General features: G+C 64.3%; 18 protein-coding genes. 11 read left to right on the top strand and 7 right to left on the bottom strand.

Features of this window, described 5'->3' with window-relative positions:
• The first annotated feature begins 212 nt into the window (after positions 1-212).
• The 6 genes from ACFRAQ_RS13660 to ACFRAQ_RS13635 all read left to right on the top strand — a co-directional run bounded on the left by ACFRAQ_RS13660 (position 213) and on the right by ACFRAQ_RS13635 (position 7255).
• The gene (locus tag ACFRAQ_RS13660; protein ID WP_379098674.1) at positions 213-1619 is read left to right on the top strand and encodes a wax ester/triacylglycerol synthase family O-acyltransferase; all 1407 of its coding nucleotides are present in this window, start codon (positions 213-215) and stop codon (positions 1617-1619) included.
• Positions 1620-1807: 188 nt separating this feature from the next.
• Entirely contained in the window at positions 1808-2713 is a 906-nt protein-coding gene (locus ACFRAQ_RS13655) for a cutinase family protein (protein ID WP_379098672.1), read from the top strand.
• Positions 2714-3119: 406 nt separating this feature from the next.
• Complete coding sequence (locus ACFRAQ_RS13650) at positions 3120-3740, top strand: hypothetical protein (protein WP_379098670.1); 621 nt, start codon at positions 3120-3122, stop codon at positions 3738-3740.
• Between the two features lie 176 nt (positions 3741-3916).
• Complete coding sequence (locus ACFRAQ_RS13645) at positions 3917-5752, top strand: acyl-CoA dehydrogenase (protein ID WP_379098667.1); 1836 nt, start codon at positions 3917-3919, stop codon at positions 5750-5752.
• A 218-nt stretch (positions 5753-5970) separates the two neighbouring features.
• The gene (locus ACFRAQ_RS13640; protein WP_379098664.1) at positions 5971-6138 is read left to right on the top strand and encodes a hypothetical protein; all 168 of its coding nucleotides are present in this window, start codon (positions 5971-5973) and stop codon (positions 6136-6138) included.
• A 244-nt stretch (positions 6139-6382) separates the two neighbouring features.
• Positions 6383-7255, top strand: coding sequence for an SDR family NAD(P)-dependent oxidoreductase (locus ACFRAQ_RS13635; protein WP_379098661.1), 873 nt, complete (start codon positions 6383-6385; stop codon positions 7253-7255).
• A gap of 79 nt (positions 7256-7334) precedes the next feature.
• Here the strand turns inward: ACFRAQ_RS13635 and ACFRAQ_RS13630 are convergent, their stop codons facing one another.
• From ACFRAQ_RS13630 to ACFRAQ_RS13620, 3 genes are read right to left on the bottom strand one after another with little or no spacing between them, the layout of a single operon-like run.
• Positions 7335-7709 carry a DUF742 domain-containing protein gene (locus ACFRAQ_RS13630; protein ID WP_379098658.1) on the bottom strand — a complete coding sequence of 125 codons (375 nt, stop codon included), beginning with the start codon at positions 7707-7709 and terminating at the stop codon, positions 7335-7337.
• On the bottom strand, positions 7709-8122 hold the full coding sequence (locus tag ACFRAQ_RS13625) for a roadblock/LC7 domain-containing protein (RefSeq protein ID WP_379098655.1): 414 nt from the start codon (positions 8120-8122) through the stop codon (positions 7709-7711). Before ACFRAQ_RS13625 ends, ACFRAQ_RS13630 begins: the two co-directional genes overlap by 1 nt.
• Positions 8123-8143: 21 nt before the next feature.
• Positions 8144-10408 carry a nitrate- and nitrite sensing domain-containing protein gene (locus tag ACFRAQ_RS13620; RefSeq protein ID WP_379100250.1) on the bottom strand — a complete coding sequence of 755 codons (2265 nt, stop codon included), beginning with the start codon at positions 10406-10408 and terminating at the stop codon, positions 8144-8146.
• A gap of 640 nt (positions 10409-11048) precedes the next feature.
• On the opposite strand from ACFRAQ_RS13620, the gene ACFRAQ_RS13615 reads away from it, so the two are divergent.
• A complete protein-coding gene (locus ACFRAQ_RS13615; protein ID WP_379098652.1) occupies positions 11049-11687 on the top strand; it encodes a hypothetical protein in 639 nt (212 codons plus the stop codon).
• Between the two features lie 268 nt (positions 11688-11955).
• Here the strand turns inward: ACFRAQ_RS13615 and ACFRAQ_RS13610 are convergent, their stop codons facing one another.
• The 3 genes from ACFRAQ_RS13610 to ACFRAQ_RS13600 form a co-directional block, all read right to left on the bottom strand.
• The gene (locus ACFRAQ_RS13610; protein WP_379098649.1) at positions 11956-13227 is read right to left on the bottom strand and encodes a hypothetical protein; all 1272 of its coding nucleotides are present in this window, start codon (positions 13225-13227) and stop codon (positions 11956-11958) included.
• Positions 13228-13531: 304 nt separating this feature from the next.
• Complete coding sequence (locus ACFRAQ_RS13605; RefSeq protein ID WP_379098646.1) at positions 13532-14968, bottom strand: NlpC/P60 family protein; 1437 nt, start codon at positions 14966-14968, stop codon at positions 13532-13534.
• A gap of 312 nt (positions 14969-15280) precedes the next feature.
• Positions 15281-15823, bottom strand: a complete 543-nt coding sequence (locus tag ACFRAQ_RS13600; protein WP_379098643.1) for a DUF6676 family protein — start codon at positions 15821-15823, stop codon at positions 15281-15283.
• 182 nt (positions 15824-16005) lie between these two features.
• Between ACFRAQ_RS13600 and ACFRAQ_RS13595 the strand changes: the two genes are divergently transcribed.
• A complete protein-coding gene (locus ACFRAQ_RS13595) occupies positions 16006-18798 on the top strand; it encodes an aconitate hydratase (RefSeq protein ID WP_379098640.1) in 2793 nt (930 codons plus the stop codon).
• Between the two features lie 202 nt (positions 18799-19000).
• On the top strand, positions 19001-19567 hold the full coding sequence (locus tag ACFRAQ_RS13590) for a helix-turn-helix domain-containing protein (RefSeq protein WP_357082556.1): 567 nt from the start codon (positions 19001-19003) through the stop codon (positions 19565-19567).
• A 29-nt stretch (positions 19568-19596) separates the two neighbouring features.
• Here ACFRAQ_RS13590 and ACFRAQ_RS13585 read toward each other — a convergent pair whose 3' ends face one another.
• A complete protein-coding gene (locus tag ACFRAQ_RS13585) occupies positions 19597-20103 on the bottom strand; it encodes a MarR family winged helix-turn-helix transcriptional regulator (RefSeq protein WP_379098636.1) in 507 nt (168 codons plus the stop codon).
• 71 nt (positions 20104-20174) lie between these two features.
• Here ACFRAQ_RS13585 and ACFRAQ_RS13580 point away from each other — a divergent pair, with 71 nt between their 5' ends.
• Positions 20175-20675 (top strand): cupin domain-containing protein, encoded by a 501-nt coding sequence (locus ACFRAQ_RS13580; protein ID WP_379098633.1) that lies wholly within the window; start codon positions 20175-20177, stop codon positions 20673-20675.
• A gap of 183 nt (positions 20676-20858) precedes the next feature.
• A complete protein-coding gene (locus ACFRAQ_RS13575; RefSeq protein WP_379098630.1) occupies positions 20859-21275 on the top strand; it encodes an acyl-CoA thioesterase in 417 nt (138 codons plus the stop codon).
• The last annotated feature ends 109 nt before the right edge of the window (positions 21276-21384 follow it).

Below are 21384 nucleotides of genomic sequence, written 5' to 3'. Positions count from 1 at the left end.
CAACTACTCAACCGGGTCCTGTCAAGGGAATCTGATGAAACCATCAGAACAACTGCCGTCAAGGGCTACATCACAGCATTTGACCACTTCTCTCACCCATGATGAAATCCTCATCTGACCGGCCGGGGATGTCCGCACCGGCCGATCGCGCGCCGCCGACGTCGCACCGAAATCACTGTCGAGCGCAGAAGCGCACGCAAGGGGGAAACACGATGGGGCGTCAGAAGCGACGCAAGCACCTCCGGATCGACGAGTCGTTCTGGGCGTGGCTCGATTCACCCAGCACTCCGATGCACGTCGCGGCCGTAGCTGTCTTCGAATCCGAAGATGACTCCGCAACCGCGGTCGTCGCCCGAATCATGACGGCCTTCAGGGAACGCACCGATACCCATCACCGATTCCGCACGGTGATCAAGATGCGGCGTTTTCCCCGCCTGTCCCGTCGCGAACTGGTCGACCAGCTCGACTTGGACAAGCATCTACACCACCACGTCACAAGTGGGTCAGACTTCGAACACGCACTGGCACATCTCATTTCACAGCTACAGTCGCGGCGAATGGACGCCAGACTGCCCATGTGGGAACTGCATGTCATCGAAGTCACCGGCACGAATCGCTTCGCCCTTTACGTCAAGGCTCATCACTCGTTGATCAACGGTGTCGATGCGGTCCGCATGCTCGGCCGTTCTCTCCAGATCGCCCCCGACGAGCACACCGTGACCCCGCTGTGGACGATCGACGGCCCTCGTCCGCGACTCACCACAGTTGCCTCCGGTTCACCGAGAGCCTCCTTCTGCAGCAAGGCGAGGCCGATTGCAGCAGCGACGAAAGCTGTTGCACGGCTGTATAACCCGTTCCGGAACCGGTCGCCGTTGACCGGCCCCTTCGCAGCATCGCTATCCCGGCTCAATGCCGATACGGGTGCAAGTCGACGGATCCGCACCGTTTCCCTCGACATGAACACGCTCAAACAGCTCGCCCAGGCCAGCGGGACCAGCCTCAATGACGTCGCACTCGCGACATGCTCCACCGCACTGCGTCGATACTTGCTCGATGTCGGTGACCTGCCGGCGAAGCCTCTGATCGCGGGGTGCCCGGTCTCCATCTCGGCGCCTGGGGGCTCCTCTGCGAACAGTTCGATCGGGATCATGTTCGCCGATCTGGCGACAGACCGAGCCGATACCGTCGAGCGGTTGACCACTATTGCCTGCTCGACGCAGGCGGCGAAGGATCATCAGGCCGCTCTGCCGCATGGCGCACTGCTCCCCTATTCGATTCTTGCCATGGGATCGCACACCCTGAGGCAGGTCGCACCCCACGCGACCGAGTTCATGGCCCCGGCCTTCAACCTGATCATCTCGAATGTGCCTGGACCATCCCGGCCACTCTTTCTCGCCGGAGCCAAACTGATCGAGCTTTATCCCCTCTCACTGCTCTTCAAGGGCGAAGCAATCAACATCACCGCACTGTCCTATGACAATCGGATGAACTTCGGGCTCACGACATGCGCCTCCAGCGGGTTGGACGTCGACCTCATCGCCCGCTATCTCGAACAAGCGGTCGGTGAGCTTGAAACAAGATACGCCGCAAAGCTTCCCAACCTCACGAAGCCTGCATGACGTCACTCAACGCCGGGTGACGAGCTGCATCGCGGTACGGCCGAGTAAGTAATTGACGAAATCGTCACACTTTTGACGATCATCATGTTGCGACTGCCAACATGGCTACACGCGGGAAACCACTGTTCGCCCGATGCGACCACACGTAGCCCCGCGAACTCGAGCCCGATGGAGTGAGCAATATGCGCATGAGGAAGATCGTCGCCGCAGCCTCCGCGGCGACGCTGTCAGGGTTGTACACCGTTGCCCTGACCACCGGGGTCTCCGCAGCGGCCAGCGACTGCCCATCGCTGTACGTCGCGGCGATTCCCGGAACATGGGAAACCGGCAGGGACAAGTCGCCCACCGCGAACGGACGGGGCATGCTGGCCGACATAACCGACGGCCTGCCCGGTTCGACGCAGGTCGACTACGTCGACTATCCAGCCACCGCCTTTCCATGGGAGGGCGACTTCTATAGCTCGTCGAAGCGGCAAGCCGTCGACAATGCCAAGGCGATGGTCAGCACGATGGCGCTGCGGTGCAGCACCACTCGGATCGCGCTGGTCGGGTACAGCCAAGGCGCGGATGCCGCCGGCGACCTCGCCGCCGAGATCGGAACTGGACACGGGCCGGTGCCGCCGAACCGCCTCGTCGGAGTTGGCCTGCTGTCCGACCCCAGCCGGTCGCCCGACGACACCCAGGTCGGGCAGCCAGTAGGCGGCACCGGCGCCGCGGGCCCGAGACCGGGCGGCTTCGGCGCAGTCTCAGACCGAGTCCGCACCATCTGCGCGGTTGGAGATCTCTATTGCGCCACCGATGATCACGACTATCTCCTACGTGCAGCAGGTTTCCTCGCGAGACAGGACCCGACTCCGAGCAACCCGTGGCGTTACGAACTCGAAGCCGCGACGTGGCTCAGTGAGCTGAAGGCACAGGGCGGCATTCCAGCCCTTCAGTCACAACTGGCGTCCGAATCGGCGCGAGCGCAGGCACAGCAGCTGGCGAAGTTCTACGCGACCGGGACACACCAGTCGTACGCCACATATCAAGTTGGCAGCGGACAGACCGCGACCAGCTGGATGCACACTTGGATCGCTTCCCTCGCTGATTGAACAATCAGTTACGACTGGATAGAGGTTTTTTGATGTTCCCTAAGAGATCGACCAAATTATCAAGAGTGTCCTAAGAAATCGGACGAACCAGCCCCTCCGGCTTGTGGCCATCACCCGAGCCTCCTACTGTTCACATCGTCCGGTTCGTAGCTGCCGAAACTCTGTGAGCAGCAACAACTCCCATCAACTCCCTCCGGGCCGGACCATGCTGTATTGCGCTGTCCGCGCGACGCCGGACCCATTGCATCGCAGGAGCAGTGACGACGCATGCCCAATAGGGGAGGCAGGAAAGGTTCACGCCGTGAAACTCACCCGAATCGCCGGAGCAGCGCTCGCTACTGCGACTGCCCTAGCGGTGGCCGCCGCTACGGGTCATGCTGCACCCCAACATGATTCACAGGAACAGGTGATCAACTACACTACCACCAGCACAGGGACTAGCACGCTGATCAACACCGATGCGGGTTCGATGGTGGCCGAAAACGGCGTCTTCAAGATCAAAGCGCCCGACGGCACCACTGTCGGTGGCAGCGAGTTGTCGTTCCGAGTGGATGATTTCGTATTCCCGATCGCCACCGAGATCAACGACCGAGTGGCCACCCTCACCCCGCAGTTCGATCTCTCGCACGCGCAGTACAAGCCCGTGGCGCTGCCGTACGAAGACCAGGCACCGTGGAAAAACGCGTACGACCGCGAGCAGGCCGCTTGGAACCGCATGCGGGACACCATCGGAATGGGCGCCACGATCGGCAGCACAGTCGGCGTCGTTGGCGGTGCGGCGGCCGGCTGCGCGCTCGGCGGACTCTCCGGCGCAGCGCTCACTGGCGCGCTCGCCACGATGCTCGCCAGCCTGCCCGCTGGAGCCCAGGGATGCGTCGCAGGAGTAGCGGCAGGTGGATTCCTTGGCACCCTGGCTGGCCAGGTCTTCGTGACCGCCCCCGTAGCCATCGCCGCAGCGGCCCAGTACTTCACGACGATCAACCAGCCCATGCCGAATCAGCCACCAACTGCCGAACAGAGCAAGTAGCCGATCCGCAAGACCGCATGCGGGAACCGCCGCGCGACGGCGATTGAGCGATCATTCCGATCGCGCGGCGAGGCCCCTGCTCCACCCCGGCCGGTTTTATGACAGTATCATCACTATCGACGAAGACGTCACCCACTGGAGCCCTGGTGGGGTCGGTTGGGAAAGGTGGACGGCCGGTGGGCCATTTCAAGAGCAATGTGCGCGATCTAGAGTTCAACCTTTTCGAGGTACTGGGCATGGACGCAATCCTGCAGTCCGGAGCATTCGGCGACCTCGACGGTGACACCGTGAGATCGATGCTGACCGAGGCTGCCAGGCTGGCAGAAGGTCCGGTCTCGGCGTCCTACGCCGAAGCCGACCGCAACCCCCCGGTCTTCGATCCAGAAACCCACACCGTGCGACTGCCAGAGTCGTACAAGCAGTCGGTGCGCGCATGGCACGAAGCGGACTGGTGGCGCGTGGGCAAAGCCGAACAGATCGGCGGCGTTCCGGCCCCACAGATGTTGACCTGGGCCATCACCGAGTTCTTGCTCGGAGCACAGCCTTCGGCCTGGATGTACCTCGCTGGTACCAGCATGGCCAACCATGTCCACCGTTCCGGAACCGAGTTGCAGAAGCGCTGGGCAGCCATTGCTACACAACGCAATTGGGGAGCAAGCATGGTGCTGACCGAACCGGACGCTGGGTCCGACGTCGGCGCCGCCCGGACACGCGCGGTCCCGCAGCCCGACGGGACATGGCACATTGAGGGCGTCAAGCGGTTCATCACCTCGGCCGACTCCGACGACCTGTTCGAGAACATCGTCCACCAGGTCCTCGCACGGCCGGTAGGAGCCGCACCCGGCACGAAGGGCTTGAGCCTGTTCTTGGTTCCCAAATACCGATTCAACCCCGAAACCGGCGAGTTGGGTGAACGCAACGGGGTTTACGTCACCAACCTCGAGCACAAGATGGGGCTGAAGGCATCCGCCACCTGTGAACTGACCTTCGGCGGCCATGGTGAGCCTGCAGTCGGCTACCTCCTCGGCGAGGTACACGATGGCATCGCTCAGATGTTTCATGTCATCGAGGAAGCACGGATGATGGTGGGCACCAAAGCTATCGCCACCCTGTCCAGCGGTTACCTCAACGCGCTCGACTACGCCAAGACACGCGTCCAAGGCGTGGATCTGACCCAGATGACCGACAAGGCCGCACCGAAGGTCACCATCACCCACCATCCCGACGTCCGCCGATCCCTGATGTCGCAGAAGGCATATGCAGAGGGGCTGCGCGCGGTCTACCTGTATACGGCCGCACACCAGGACGACGTTGTCGCACAGCATGTCTCCGGCATCGATGCCGAACTTGCGCACCGCGTCAACGACCTCCTTCTACCAGTTGTGAAGGGTGTCGGTTCCGAGCGGGCCTACCAGTACCTGACCGACTCGCTGCAGACCTTCGGTGGCTCCGGCTTCCTGCAGGACTACCCGATCGAGCAGTACATCCGCGACGCCAAGATCGACTCGCTGTACGAGGGCACCACCGCCATCCAGGCGCAGGACTTCTTCTTCCGCAAGATCGCCCGCGACCGCGGCGTCGCCCTCGCTCATATCGCCGGCCAGATCCGCAAAACGGTTGCGCCCGAACGGGATTCCGGCTGGCTCAAGCCTGAGAAGGTTCTGCTCGGCGCGGCCCTTGACGACATCCAGGACATGGTCGGCAACCTCACCCAGCACCTTATCTCCGCACAGGAGAATCCGACCGCGCTGTACAAGATCGGCCTGGCGTCGGTGCGCTTCCTGCTCGCCTTCGGCGACCTGCTGATCGCCTGGCGCCTCATCGTCGGGGCCGAAACCGCGCTGGCAGCCCTTGAAGGAGACCTCAGCCACCAAGATCAAGCGTTCTACGAGGGGAAGGTTGCCGCCGCATCGTACTTCGCCCGCAACGTATTGCCGCGCCTCAGCGCAGACCGGGCAGTGATTGCCGACATCGATAGTTCGCTCATGCTACTGGACGAGGCGGCGTTCTAACGTCTCGTCGCGGGTGTCGCGAATGAGAGTGAACCGGAATTCAAGAGAATCCGAGTCCTAGCCGAAGCGCACACAATCAGGAGATGTACCTAGCCGGTCAGGCCTGTCGGATATTGCCGACAGGCCCAACTGGCTATTCCTTTCACTGCACCGAATCCGGATACTGAGAACCAACTCACATTGCCCAAATATGCGCTAACACAACACTTCTCGATTCGATGTCTATCTCGACAGTCGGTTTATCCGAACACATGGAAGAAAGGCACAAAATGATCCCCGTTATCATCGACACCGGCAGTGCGGCAGCCCACGGCCTCTTCGAAACGTTGGGCTCCGCGATCCACGGCCTGACCGACACCCTGTGGACCGCGCTCTTCGGTCGCTAGCCACGGCCAATTCCTCGTCAGCTCATCAGCCGGCCCCGAGTCAACCAGCCTCGGAGTCGGCTGATGAGCACTTCACGCTTCCTGCGCAGAAGTATCCGAAACACTCAGTTCGCCGAAGCATTTACATTCACCCACAGTGTGTGATGAAATCGTCACTACCGATCAGAATGTCATCAGTCTACGTACCTACCGACGATCACGACTGATCGAACTATCGTTCGAACTGCCCAGGAGAGATAGAGCAATGCGCACACTGAGCGACAAGGTCGTGGTGATTACCGGTGCGGGATCTGGGATTGGCAGGGCTTTGGCCGTACGAGTAGCCAACGAAGGTGCCCGCTTGGCGCTATCAGACATCTCTGCCACCGGTCTGGCGGAGACTGCGGCCATGATTCGACAGCGTCGAGGAGTCGAGTTGCGGACCGATCAGCTCGATGTTCGGGATCGTCAGGCGATGGCTGCCTATGCCGCATCGGTAGCCGCGGAGTTCGGAACTGTGAACGTTGTGATCAACAATGCGGGCGTCGGCTTCTATGGGTTTCTCGACGAGATGACGTACGAGCAGTTCGAGTGGGTAATGGACATCGACTTCTGGGGTGTCGTGTACGGCACCAAAGAATTCCTCCCCTACCTCATCGCGTCGGGCGACGGACACATCGTCAATCTGTCTTCGATGGATGGCCTGGTCGGGATGGCCGGTCAAACTCAGTACTGTGCAGCGAAGTTCGCCGTCCGGGGATTCAGCGAGGCGCTTCGCCAGGAGATGATGATCAGTGGCCACCGAGTTGAGGTCACCACGGTCCACCCTGGGTCGATCCAGACGCCGATCGCCCGCAATGCGGGAATCGCCGGGAATCGCGACCGCGACCACCACGCCGAGTTCTTCGAGAAGTACATGGCCATGACGAGCGCGGAGCACGTAGCCGACCGAATCATCAATGGAATCCTGAAGAAGAAGCCGCGGGTGGTCGTCGGCCTGGACGCAAAAGCACTTGATGTCCTCAGTCGCATCGCAGGTGCTGGTTATCAGCGAGCCTTCGCCGCGATCACCAAGTTGGGCAACAAGAAGCTTGCAAAGTCATCCACGCCGCCTCGTGCCGGGGATTCACATCGCTGATAGGGCCTGATGTATAGGTGCGCCTCGTACATGTCTGCCTGGCAACACCAGGCGGACATGTACGAGGTGCCATCGGCTATCAGAGTGCCCGGATACCTTCCAAGACAGCGTGCAACAGCGCCATGTCTGCGCTGTTGCCGGTCGGGGACGGCGGAGAGCGGAAGAGCAGTCGTCCGTCGTCGATCAGATCGCCGACCAGCACCTTGGTAACCGCCAGTGGCAAACGCAGGTGCGCGGAGACCTCCGCTACCGACGTTGGAGTTTGACACAGCCGGACTATTGCGGCGTACTCGGGAGCGGTGTGCCGCGTGGTGATACCTCGCGCGCTGTCGATCAGCAACGTAGCCACGTTCAACTCCGCGCGCTCGACACTGCCGCGACCACGCGTCACGGCATAGAGTCGAACCAGCGGCCCCGCATCGTCTTCGTACCAGTGCTCGCTCGGGTCACTCATTACCGTGGGGCGTCGCCCGTATGGCGACGCTGGTCAACCGAGAGGTGCGTGCCGACGCGCTGCACCGTCTGGTTCATCTCATAGGCCACCAAGCCCAGATCCGCCGTCTCCGAGGCCAATAGTGCTAGACACGCGTTTGCGCCGGCGGTCGTAATGAAGAGCACCGCATGGTCCAGTTCCACCACGGTCTGGCACACGCCACCGGCCTTGAAATGATGACCCGCACTGCGCGCCAGACTGTGCAAGGCCGAGGCCATTGCACCGAACCGCTCGGCATCCGAACGCTCTTGTCCCGCAGAGTAGCCGAGCAATAGTCCGTCGGTGGACAGCAGCACCGCCGTCTGCGCGTCGACCAGCCCGTTCACCAGTTCATCGAGCAACCAGCCGAGGTTCGAACGCTGCGAAGTTGTCATAGTGCCTTCTTATCGATGGAGTTATTTCTTTGTGTTCCAGTCGGATTCGCTGCGCGGTCGACGGCCCTGCTGAGTTCCCTTGGCGAGTGCGCTCATGCGGCTGCGCGCCTCATCCGCCGTCCGCTGTCGCGCCGGTGCGCCGGCCGACTGTCCTCCCGCAGGCTCCGACCTCACCTGACGGCTGCGACGCGGCAGCATCGGTCGGTCCGACCAGGTCGAAGGTTGAGCATGCAATGACGGCCGATCCTCCTGCACATGCTGGCTCGGTGTAGTCGAATCCGGGGCTGGGCCCGGCTTCGGTTTCGCCGAATCTATCGCTTGTGTGGCGGGGATCCGTTCGAGTTCACCGGCGTTCGTCCAGCTGACCGCAGGGGTTCGCAGAGCATCAGGGATACGTTCGGTGACCTCGGTCGTCATCATCAGTGTCGACGGGATCAACACCACCGCGCGCACCCCGCCATACACGGACTCATTCAAACGAACCGAAATTCCGTGTCTTCCTGACAGCTTCGCGACGACGAACAGTCCCAGTCGGGTGTTGCCGGACACCGTCGCAACACTGAAGTCGGGCGGATCTGCCAGCGTCGCGTTATGTTCGGCGAATTCGGCCTCCGACATTCCCAGACCCTGGTCGATGATCTCCACGACCGCGCCTCGGCCGACCAAGACGCCGGAGACAGAGACGGGGTTTTCCGGCGGCGAGCAAGCAGTCGCGTTGTCCATCAACTCGGCCAGCAGGTGAATCACGTCGGCGACGGCGTGACTCGCGATGCGCACATCGGGCATACGCTCGGTCTGGATCCTGGTGTAGTCCGCGCTCTCCGAGACCGCGCCTCGCACCAGATCGAGCAGTGCCACTGGGTTGCGCCAGCGTCGGCCTGGCTGCTCGCCACCGAGAATGATGAGATTCTCCGCGTTCCGGCGGGCTCTGGTCGCGAGATGGTCCAGCTGGAACAGCAATTCGAGCTGACGGGGATTCTCTTCCGAACGCTCGGCCCGGTCGAGCAACGCAAGGAGCCTGTGCACTACGACCTGACTGCGATGCGCGATATTCAGGAACACCGCATTGATGCCGGCGCGGGTTTTGGATTCAGCGATCGCAGCCGAAACCGCCGCAACATGGGCGCGGTTGAAGGCAGACGCCACGTGCCCCAGCTCGTCGGTACCGAAGTCCAACTGCGACCCCTCGAGACTGGCGTCGACGTCCTCCCCCGCGCCGAGCCGCTGGATCAACGCGGGCATGTGCTGATCAGCCAATTCCAGTGTCTCCTTGCGCAATCGATGCATTCGACCGATGAACCGATTAGCAAGTACGAGCGCCGCCATGAACGCCACCGCGGTAATCAGGAGCACACCGAGGCCACCGAGTATCGAGTCTCGAACCGCTCGTTGGCCCTGCTCGCTGGCGATCGCATTGGCTTCGTGCCCTTGGTCCTCCCAGAGCTTCTGCAGCGCGGCATTGACCCGACCGGACGCCTCCTGCCAACTTGCGAGGCTCATAGGCAAGGCGGCTGCAGTCACCGTCGACGCCGATTCAGCGTGGGGCACGGGTCCGCGGAGCAAGATGGCATCGTGCATCGCTGCGACCTGCTGCCAAGCCGCATCGCTGGTGATTCCCCGGATTTGAGAAAGCCTGGGCCCCTTCAGGATTGTGATGGAATAGGCCACCCCGGAACGAAATTCGCCGACCAAGCGACTGAATTCAACCAGCTGAGCCGCGGTTATCTCACCGGTGGTCAACGCCACCCCGCCGATGGCGTCAGCCTGCGACAGTGCTTCGACGGCACGCAAGAGCTCGACGCAGTAGCTCAGCTCGATTCCAATACGAGCATCCGGAGCTACCCGGGCAGCCAGAAGGGACGCGGAGATAGCAATCCCGATCACCTGCGTGAAGAAGCCGAACGCCTCATCCTCAGGTATCGCGTGAGAGTCCACCGCGGCTCGGAACGATGGCACCACGGTGAAGAGCTTCTTATAGCCGTCGATATCAGCGGCCGAGCCGTCTGGATTGAGTTCACTAGCCTTCTCGCTCTTGGCGATGATGGCAGCCGAAGCCTGGTCGGAGCGCTGCCGGGCGGCGGCAAGCGCTTGCGTAGCACCAGCATCACCGGCCAGATACAGAGCCGACAGCCGCCTTTCTTCCTCGAAGGCGGACACCATGAGCTTCGCAGGACCTGTGGTGCTGCTGGCGAACTCAGCCCACTGCGTGGACTCCTGAGCGTCCTTCATCAGGTAAATGGCCGCGCCACCGCCGATGCCCAGCAATGTCACACTCGAAATCAGCACGATTCCCAACAGTCGAGCTCGAACACCGACTCGACCGCGCGCCCCCGAACCAGGCCTTCCACGAACCGATTTCCGCAGGTTCTGCCAACTTCCCACCGTGAAATTCAAGTCTTCCTACTCCGAGCCGCCGTGGCACTCTCACATGCATACTGTGACTAGGTGAGCATTTCATCATGCTTGAGCTATTCGTCACAGTGTCTTGCCGAGATGGTAGCCGAAGCACGGCGATTCGACTACCGAGCCGCCGTGGTCTTCCGCGCTGGGGGACGTAGACGCAGAAGTGGTGTCCGCAACGCTGGTCTTCATAGTCGGCGAGCGAGTAGCCCCGCCATCAGCAACCGATCCACCACCCGGCATCTATCGACCGTTGCGCAGGAGTCGGCGACCGCCCCGGGCACACGCTGCGGCACCGACGAATACCGGCCTCCCGGGGTTACCGAACCGTGGACATGCGCATACCTCGCCGACGAGCGTGGCACCCCTGACCACCGAGACGTTGGCTTATCCGATGGCGCGCATACCGTGCCAACCATGCGTCATCTCGCCGACTGGTAACGGTCCGGCCTCCGAAAGCGGAGTCAGCGGTATGGACATCCGGTCAACTGACCTCAGCCCCGCCACCTCGGACACGCTTCGGACGGTGACACATCCCGACCTTTCCTCAACCCTGTTCCACTTCGTGGACCGGGCCCGGCCGACCGGGAACGAGGTGCCCGACGAGATCCGGGCGATGGGCGCCGCCCAGAGGTTGGAGTCGATCCTGACCCAGAACGCCATCTCCGCGTTTGTCACGTTCTCCGGCGGCGATCCGGCGGTGTGCATGACCGAGGCCTCGTGGGCGGGTGTGCAACACCTCATCGAAGATCGCGGCCAGGCGCCATGGGCGCTGATGTTCGACCGGCAAGCCGTCTACGACGCCGGTGGCGGTCCGGTCTGGTACGCCCGGCCCCACGAACTCGAGCGGCTGAAAGAAGTTCCCGGACTACGGACCTGGGCTGTCAAATTCAGTGCTGATTCGGACTGGTCGCACGAGCGCGAGTGGCGGATACCGCGATCGGTCGGGGCCGAGTGCGGCGCGCCCTCGATTCCGTTGTCGGAGTTGGGTTTGTGCGGGGTGATCGTCGGCGACCCGGACTGGGACTGTCGGATCCTTGCACACAACCCCCACCTGGGAGATGGCAGCGAAGCGACCCACTGGGATTTCGAACTCGTCCGTTCCATGGACGGAATCCCGCGGTATTGGTGGAACTCCTGCGAATGCCGCTTCGAGCGGCTGTGATCCGAGGGCCTTCGTAGCGGCCGGTGCGAGGAACCTCAGGATCCACCAGGCTCAGTGCATCTGGCCCCCGTCGTCGACTATGCCGACGGTCATGCTGCGCCTGGACGTGTTGCTGCTGGTCGTCGCCGCGGCCCGCGCCCGCACGCTGCGTCCAGTGCCAGCCGCGTCCGATGAGAGGTAGGGGATTCGATTCTCAACGATGAGTGGTTTACGGCGTAGTTGGTGCTAAGGCTCGACAACTGGACTGATGAATCTCAAGGTGGCCGGTCTAGGACGAGGTTGAGCTCAGAAGCTGGCCGACCGGACTGCGATGGAACATTGGCAGCACGAAGTTACGCAGCAGCTCCATCAGCTCGGCCTCATGATCGACAAGGTTCTCCAACGCCATCTCCAGTACCTCGGCGTCGTCGGGACTGAGCAGGGCTTCGACGAGTGCGGAGAGGTCGACGCCGTTCGGCCCGGCCTGCGCAATGGTGCGGATAGACAGGTCGGCCCGTTCCAATACCTGCCGGTGCGCGGACTGGTCGACCAGTTCGGCTACTACCTCGCGGTATTGCTGCCATGCCTGATCGGCGGTCGTGGCGAGCTCTCGACGGATATCGGCGCCCCGTACGCCGCCGAGGCCGCGCACGGTGGAGCTGGAATTGGTCTCCTCGGCGGCGGTGCCGATGCGGTCTTGAACAGCGACGGCCGATTCACGGACGAGCGGGACATCGCTCAGTGCGCTGCGAAGCCCCTCGGCGATCGATATCCGGACTTGGTCATTGATCATCGCGGCACGCACGAATACACGTGCCACGGCGAGCGGATCAGCCAGTCGGGGGGCCCGCAAGATCGCCAGGGCCGTCGCAAGGAGACGGTCGTGGAACTTGGGGACCGCGCGGGCCATCCCGTCATCGATCAGATCCAAGGCGAGCTCAGGCCCGATCGGGCACACACGGCCGAGTCGTTGAGCGGCATCTCGGTCGATCTGTTCGACCAGTGAAACGACCGCCTCGTGCTGGTGGGGCTGGGTTTCTGCGAACAGCTGCCCGGCGGCGAAGATCCAGGTGTTGCGCCAATGCGGGTTGGCCGCGGCGACCCTCAATCGGGTGATGACCTCGTCGATAGGACCGGTGGTCAGAAATCGTGCGGCCATGAGTTCTTGGAGTGAGCGGACATCGAATCCGAGTCCATCTTGTCCGCGTGAGATCGGCGTGAGCAGGACCAACCGGTGAGTTGCGGCGATGACGATGCGGTCGAGGAGGTCGGAATCGCGGTGCGCAGGTTGGAAGCCCTCGTCGAGCAGTATCTGTCGTGCCACCTGACGTAGCTCGGTGGGCGCCATCAATGCCGTCGAGATGTCGCTTTCGCTGCTGACCTGCAATTCGAAACCAACGCGTTGATGCAGGGTCAAGATTGTTTTGCTGTGGTCCTGGAGCAAGCGGGCGTGTGTGGTCGGTTTGCTTCGTTCTCGCCTGAATACCGTCTCGTAATAGCCCCAGAACAGGCTGTAGCGATCCGGGGCGAGCCGTCCGGCGCCCTTCACGATGATCGTCATGATCAACACCTGACCACGCCTGCGGGGTCTCGCCTTGGGTCCGATGTCTACCAGGCCATCGGCGACATACGTTCGACACCGCCGACACTTTCGACCCACTTACTGCGGCCTTCCGCCGTGCCTGCTACGGGCGGCACTCGAAGCGTCCCCTGGAAGGCCCAACAGTTGATCAGCTGGTCAGGGTCCAGCTCACACAGCACAGACGGTGATGTCGACGAATTCTCAAACTCTTTGCACAGGTGCAGCCCAGATGCAGCTAGCACTGAGAAAGTGCACGCCGAACTGAGAACCTACAGGTGGTGGGTCAGGAGATGATGCGGACGGCGTAGGGCATGATGCCGTCTTCTCGGACCGGGGAGACCTTGACGACGTCGCCGGATTGTGGGGCCTCGACCATCTTGTTGTTGCCGATGTAGAGGGCTACGTGCTGGGAGCCGCCGGCGCCCCAGAAGAGCATGTCGCCGCGGGCTCGTTCGGAGACGGGAACCCGTGTGCCCATGGTGTATTGGTAGCCGGAGTAGTGCGGGAGGGAGACGCCTACGCCGGCGAAGGCGTAGATCATGAGGCCGGAGCAGTCGAAGCCGGTCTTGTTGTAGTCGCCGTAGCTGTCGGCGGTGCCGCCGTCGCGGATGCCGAGGGTGGGGCCGTCCTCGTCGCCGCCGCCCCAGGCGTAGACGACGCCGAGCTGGGACATGGCGCGGTCGACGACGGTTTCGATGAGTTCGGAGCGGGAGCCGCCGCTGGGACGGGTGGTCTGCGTGTCCGAGCGGTTGGGCTGGGGGCGGCGCGGGGGTGGGGAGGAGTCCTGGACCTTGTGCGGGCGGTGGCTCTGGCCGACCTGGTTGGCGCGGTCGGCGGCGGCGCGGTCGGCGGCCACGCGTGCGGCGGCGGCGACCGCGGCGGCGTGGGCGGCGGCTTCCTCGGCTTTGCGCTGCTGATCCCAGGCGACGAAGGCGTCGCGCTGATTCTGCAGGCCGGCCACGTTGGCGCGGGCGGAGTCCAGGCGCTGCTGGGCCGAGTCGCGCTGGGAGACAAGGCCGTTGCGGACATTGTTCTGCTGGTTGAATTCGGCCTGGGCGGTGGTGACGGCGTTCTGCGCGTCGGCCTTCTTGGCGTCGGCGGCGGCCGCGGACGCGTCGGCGGCCTGCTGGGCCTGTTTGGCGGCGGAGGTCTTGTTGGCCTGGTCGACCTGGGCGTGGCGGAGGCCGTCGACGACCTGCTGCTGATTCTTGGAGGCGATGGTCAGGATCTGGGCGCGGTTGAGCGCGATCTCAGGGCTCGGCGCGGCCATATAGCTGATCAGCGAGGTGGAGCCGGGACGCATGTAGACCTGCGCGACGTACTTGTCGAAATTGCCGTGCGCGGTATCGACTTTCGCGCCCGCGTCGGTGAGCTCCTGCTGGCACTGCACCACGGTCTGGGCGGCGGCATCGGCGGCGTCGCGGGCGATCTGCAGATCCACCAGGGCCTTGTTCACCGCTTCGCGGCGCACGGCGATGGCGTCGTCGAGCTGTTGCAGCTGCTGTTCGGCGGTGGCGACCTGGTTGATGAGCGCGCCGACCTCGCCGACACCGGCGTCGACCTGGGCTCCGGCGGCGTTGAGGTCGCCGTCGCTGGGATTGGGGGGTGGGGGTGGGACCGCCTGTCCGGAGGCCATGCCACAGGCCAGCACGACCGCCGCTACGAGCAACTCCGTAGCGACTCGCGCTGGACGTCCGCGCCGCTTCGCCGGTCGTCGCATCGCACCTCCCTGGAGTCCCATTCGGCACATCTGTCCCAGCCGTGCCATCGCGAAACCGTACGACATGTCATGAACCGGTCAGATCAGCCACGCCACAATCACACATATGTAATTCGTCAGTAGCCACATATTTGCAGGTAGACCACACAATCACCATGCGTCACATGACACGACACGCGTCACCAATCGGGCGTGTCGCATACGAACCGGGCGGTTTGCTTTACCGCGCACCCGGATTCGGGCAATGAAAAAGGGGCCCGGGACGAACCCGAACCCCACCCGGCGACCCCGTCGCCGTCGGCAGTGGAACCCCTACCCCACCGGAGTCGGCGGCTGCGCCCCATCCGAGGACCGCCGCGACTTCACCACGTACAGCCCGCCGATCCCCGCGACCAGCAGACCCAGCAGTACCAGCGTGATCACCGTCCAGGACACCGCCTCCGGCTGCTGCAGCCGATCGACGAAAACCCGTGCGGCATCGGCGGTGTGCTCGGATCCGCGGTACTTGGCCCCGTCCTCGGCGCGCTCGAGCCGCCCGCGGGTGAATTGATCGCTGAAGGTGCCGACCCAGTCGTCACTGAAGACCACCACGGTGCCGTGCTCGATCTTGCCGACCTCGTTGGCCAGGTCGCGCAGATTCGCCTCGATCCCCGGATTGCCCGGCACCACAACGATATCGAGCTTGACGCCCTGATCGCGCGCGTCGGCGGCGATGGCCGCGAGGGCCTCCTGGTCGCGTCCCTCGGGGGCGGCGACATGGTTGTCGTCGAGATCGGCGATGATCTTATTCAAGTCGGTGTTCGGCGGTAGTTCCGCCTTCACGGGCGTGAAAACCGAGGGGTGCGAGACGGTCACGAACGCAGGGTACGGGACGGCGTGTCAGATCGCCTCACCGCGCCACGGTCTTCCCGCCCCCGATGTGCTCACAGGACAAGCGTACTGTTAATGTCGGAAAACGGACGAGGCCCGCGCCTCGACGAGGCCATCGGCACAGCCCCGCCGCTGGCCCTCCCATTCACAGACGAGTGGAGCTGAACGTGACGAGTATCGATACCTTCGGCGCCAAGGGCACCCTCGAGGTCGGAAGCAACTCGTATGAGATCTTCCGTCTCTCGGCCGTGCCCGGCACCGAGAAGCTGCCCTACGCCCTGAAGGTCCTCGCGGAGAATCTGCTTCGCACCGAGGACGGCGCGAACATCACCGCCGACCAGATCCGCGCCCTCGCGGCCTGGGATCCGTCGGCCGAGCCCGACACCGAGATCCAGTTCACCCCGGCCCGCGTGATCATGCAGGACTTCACCGGCGTGCCCTGCATCGTCGACCTGGCCACCATGCGTGAGGCCGTCACCACACTCGGCGGCGACCCGAACAAGGTCAACCCGCTCTCCCCCGCCGACATGGTCATCGACCACTCGGTCATCCTCGACGTGTTCGGCACCGCCGACGCGCTCGAGCGCAACGTCGATCTGGAGTACGAGCGCAACGGCGAGCGTTACCAGTTCCTGCGCTGGGGTCAGGGCGCGTTCGACGACTTCAAGGTCGTCCCGCCGGGCGTCGGCATCGTGCACCAGGTCAACATCGAGTACCTGGCCCCCACCGTCATGGTCCGCAACGGCCAGGCCTACCCCGACACCTGTGTCGGCACCGACTCGCACACCACCATGGTCAACGGCCTGGGCGTGCTGGGCTGGGGCGTCGGCGGCATCGAGGCCGAGGCCGCCATGCTGGGCCAGCCGGTCTCCATGCTGATCCCGCGCGTCGTCGGCTTCAAGCTGACCGGTGAGATCAAGCCGGGCGTGACCGCCACCGACGTCGTGCTCACCGTCACCGACATGCTGCGCAAGCACGGTGTGGTCGGCAAGTTCGTCGAGTTCTACGGCGCCGGCGTGGCCGAGGTGCCGCTGGCGAACCGCGCCACCCTGGGCAACATGTCCCCCGAATTCGGCTCCACCGCCGCGATCTTCCCGATCGACGAGGAGACCATCAACTACCTGCGCCTGACCGGCCGCAGCGACGAGCAGCTCGCGCTCGTCGAGGCGTACGCCAAGGAGCAGGGCCTGTGGCACGACGCGGCCAATGAGCCCGCGTACTCGGAGTACCTGGAGCTGGACCTGGGCACCGTGGTGCCGTCCATCGCCGGCCCGAAGCGCCCGCAGGACCGGATCCTGTTGTCGGAGAGCAAGTCCGCCTTCCGCCAGGACATCCGCACCTACACCAACGACCCCGTCCCGCACACCGCGCTGGACGAGGCCATCGAGGAGTCCTTCCCGGCCAGCGACCCGGTCGCCCCGGGCACCGCCTCCGACGACTCGGCCGTCCCGACCGCCGCCAACGGCAACGCGGGCCGTCCGTCCAAGCCGGTCAAGGTGTCGGACCCGGAGCGCGGTGACTTCGTGCTGGACCACGGCGCCGTCGTGGTTGCGGGCATCACCTCCTGCACCAACACCTCGAACCCGTCGGTCATGATCGGCGCGGCCCTGCTGGCCCGCAATGCCGTCGAGAAGGGCCTCGCGTCCAAGCCGTGGGTGAAGACCAACATGGCCCCGGGCTCGCAGGTCGTCGCCGACTACTACGAGAAGGCCGGTCTCTGGCCGTACCTGGAGAAGCTGGGCTTCTACGTGGGTGGCTTCGGCTGCACCACCTGCATCGGCAACACCGGCCCGCTGCCGGAGCAGATCTCGGCCGCGATCAACGACAACGACCTGTCGGTCACCGCCGTGCTGTCGGGTAACCGCAACTTCGAGGGTCGTATCTCCCCCGACGTGAAGATGAACTACCTGGCCTCCCCGCCGCTGGTCATCGCGTACGCGCTTGCGGGCACCATGGACTTCGACTTCGAGACCGACGCCCTGGGTCAGGACGCCAACGGCAACGATGTCTTCCTGAAGGACATCTGGCCGTCGGCGCAGGAGATCGACGACACCATCAAGTCGGCGATCAGCCGGGACATGTTCACCAAGTCCTACGCCACCGTGTTCGACGGTGACCAGCGCTGGCAGGGCCTGAACACCCCCGAGGGCGACACCTTCGCGTGGGACGACAAGTCCACCTACGTCCGCAAGGCCCCGTACTTCGACGGCATGTCGATGGACCCGGCTCCGGTCGAGGACATCAAGGGCGCGCGCGTGCTGGCGCTGCTGGGCGACTCGGTCACCACCGACCACATCTCCCCCGCCGGTCCGATCAAGCCGGGCACCCCGGCCGCGCAGTACCTGGACGCCAATGGTGTTGCGCGCAAGGACTACAACTCGCTGGGCTCGCGTCGTGGTAACCACGAGGTGATGATCCGCGGCACCTTCGCCAACATCCGTCTGCGCAACCAGCTGCTGGACGACGTCTCGGGTGGTTACACCCGCGACTTCACCCAGCCGGGTGGCCCGCAGGCCTTCATCTACGACGCCTCGCAGAACTACCAGGCCGCGGGCATCCCGCTGGTCGTGCTGGGCGGCAAGGAGTACGGCTCGGGTTCCTCGCGTGACTGGGCCGCCAAGGGCACCAGCCTGCTGGGCGTCAAGGCCGTCATCACCGAGTCGTTCGAGCGCATCCACCGCTCGAACCTGATCGGCATGGGCGTTGTGCCGCTGCAGTTCCCGGCCGGCCAGTCGGCCGCGTCGCTGGGCCTGGACGGCACCGAGACCTTCGACATCGAGGGCATCACCAAGCTGAACGAGGGTGTGACTCCGAAGACCATGAAGGTCACCGCCACCAAGGAGAACGGCGAGAAGGTCGTCTTCGACGCGGTCGTCCGCATCGACACCCCCGGTGAGGCGGACTACTACCGCAACGGCGGCATCCTGCAGTTCGTGCTGCGCAACATGATTCGCGGCTAGTCACTGCGATGTAGCTCGGTTCTCGAAGGGCTGTTTCGAAACCGAGTCGTGGTGGCGGGCACCGGAATCGCGTGAAAGCGCAGCTCCGGGGCCCGCCACGCGACCCCTCACCGGGTCGCTTCGCTCGTCGCTCGTGCGGGTTCTCCGATTTGGTCGCAAGATCGATAAGGAGAACCCGCACAACACGTTTCGGAGGAGTCCAGTGCCCAAGGTGTCAGACGACCACCTCGCCGCCCGGCGCAGCCAGATCCTCGACGGAGCCCGCAGTTGCTTCGCCGAGTTCGGCTACGAGGGCGCCACCGTGCGTCGTCTCGAAGAAGCGACCGGTCTGTCGCGGGGCGCGATCTTCCACCACTTCCGGGACAAGGACGCGCTGTTCCTGGCGCTGGCCCAGGAGGACGCGGGCCGCATGGCCGAGGTCGCCGCCAACCAGGGTCTGATCCAGGTCATGCGCGATATGCTCGCCCGCCCTGAGGATTTCGATTGGCTGGGCACCCGCCTCGAGATCGCCCGCCGCCTGCGCAACGACCCGGAGTTCCGGGCCAACTGGGAAGAGCGCTCCGAGGAGCTCACCGCCGCCACCGTGGCCCGCCTCGAGCGCCGCAAGGCCGCGGGCGCGCTGCGCGACGACGTTCCCACCGAGGTGCTGCTCGGTTACCTGGACCTCGTCCTCGACGGCCTCATCGCCCGCATCGCCTCCGGGCACGCGGGCAACAACCTCGAAGCCGTGCTCGATCTGGTCGAGGCCTCCATCCGCCGCAAGGCGTGATCACCCGGGGCGGATTCGCCCCGCGCTCGTCAGCCCTCACGTTCGAGATCGGCGAGCAGCAGCCGCGAGATGCGGTCGAGTTCCTTGCGATCCGCGGCGCTCAGCACCGACAGGATGCGGGTCTCGTTCTCGAAGTGGTCGGTGACCACGATGTCGATCAGGTGCAGGCCGCGGTCGGTGAGCGCCACCTTGATGGCGCGCCGGTCCCCCGCGTCGGCGATGCGGCGCACCAGACCGGCCTGCTCCAAGCGGTCGAGCCGGCCGGTCATGCCCGCGCGCGACATCATCACGGTGTCGGCCAGAGCGGAGGGGTTGAGCTCGTAGGGCTCCCCCGAACGGCGCAGCGCCGCAAGCACATCGAACTCGCCGCGCTGCAATCCGTGGGCGGTGAACACCGTTTCGACCTTCGCGCCCGCCACCGCGGCCAGCCTGCCCAGGCGGCCGATGATCTCCATGGCCTCGCCGTCCAGGTCCGGCCGTTCCCGCCGCCACTGCGCCGCGATGGTGTCCACGGCGTCGGTCTCGTTCTCACCCATGGACAACACTCTATTCGATGCCATATAGTTCGGTAGCGAATTATCAATCACCGAATGATCCGGAGCTTCTCATGAACGCCGCTTCCCGCCCCGCCGCCATCCGCCGCCCCGAGGACTCCGAGATCATCGGGGCGGGGCAGCCCGCCTCGGTACGACTGCTCATCGACTCCGACGAGGCGGGCGGGTCGGTCAGCACCGTCGAGGTGACGCTGGCCGAGGGCGCCGACGGGGCCGCGCCGCACTATCACACGCTCTCCGACGAACTGTTCTTCGTCGCGGACGGCGAACTCCAGGTCATGGCCGGGGACGAGATCGTCACCGTCGGCGCGGGCGGGGCGTTGGTGGTCCCCAAGTTCATGCCGCACGCCTTCGGCGCGGTCCCCGGCTCCTCGGCCCGCCTGTTCATCGCCCTCATGCCGGGCGTGGAGCGGCACGGGTACTTCCGATTCCTGGAGCAGCTGGCACTGGGGCAGACCACCCCGGCCGACATCGAGGCGGCGCAGAAGGAGTACGACAACTACTTCGTCGACGCTCCGCGGTGGTGGGCCGAGCGCACCGCGAACCGCGCCTGAACACGCGAGTTCGCCTGCCGCGCCGCGCATTCGCCGAGCCGCCGGCGCGGTTCACCGGCAACCGATCGCGACACCCGCCGAGTCATCCTGCCCGGCGGGTAGCCCGAGAATCGCCGGGCTGAATGTGCCATAGGCCACCCGACATGCGGAATGATCATCGGGTCGGCGCGGGTTGGACCTTGCATGGCATTCTCTGTTCCCATCACCGTGCGCGGCTATGAGCTCGATATCAACGGGCATCTCAATCAGGCGGTCTACCTCCAGTACGCCGAGCACGCGCGCTGGGAGCTGCTGAAGGCCGCGGGCATCGCCGGGGACAAGATGGTGACCGCGGGCATCGGGCCGGTAGTGCTGGAACAGACCATCAAGTACCAGCGCGAATTGCATCTCGGCGACGAGGTGAACGTGACCTGCGAGTTCGAATTCACCGGCGGCAAAATCTTCCGGATGCGCCAGCGCATCGTGAAACTCGACGGCACCGTGTCCGCGGAGATCGACGCCGTATCCGGCATTCTCGACCTCGCGGCCCGCAAACTGGTTGCGGATCCCGGTGCGGCACTGCGGGCCGTGGCCGACTCGCCCGAGGCCCTGGGCCTCTAGCCCCGCGACGCCCGTCCGCACCCACCCCGGTTGTTCAGCGAAAATCTTTCAGCGGGAGCGATTTCCGAAACCCCGGCAGAGTTTGCCGAGAAGGCTGAAATCTGTCGAT

The sequence above is a fragment of the Nocardia sp. NPDC056611 genome, assembly GCF_042792755.1.
Taxonomy (GTDB): domain Bacteria; phylum Actinomycetota; class Actinomycetes; order Mycobacteriales; family Mycobacteriaceae; genus Nocardia.
Note: the sequence above shows the minus strand (reverse complement) of the source record. Positions and strands in the feature narration are given on the sequence as shown.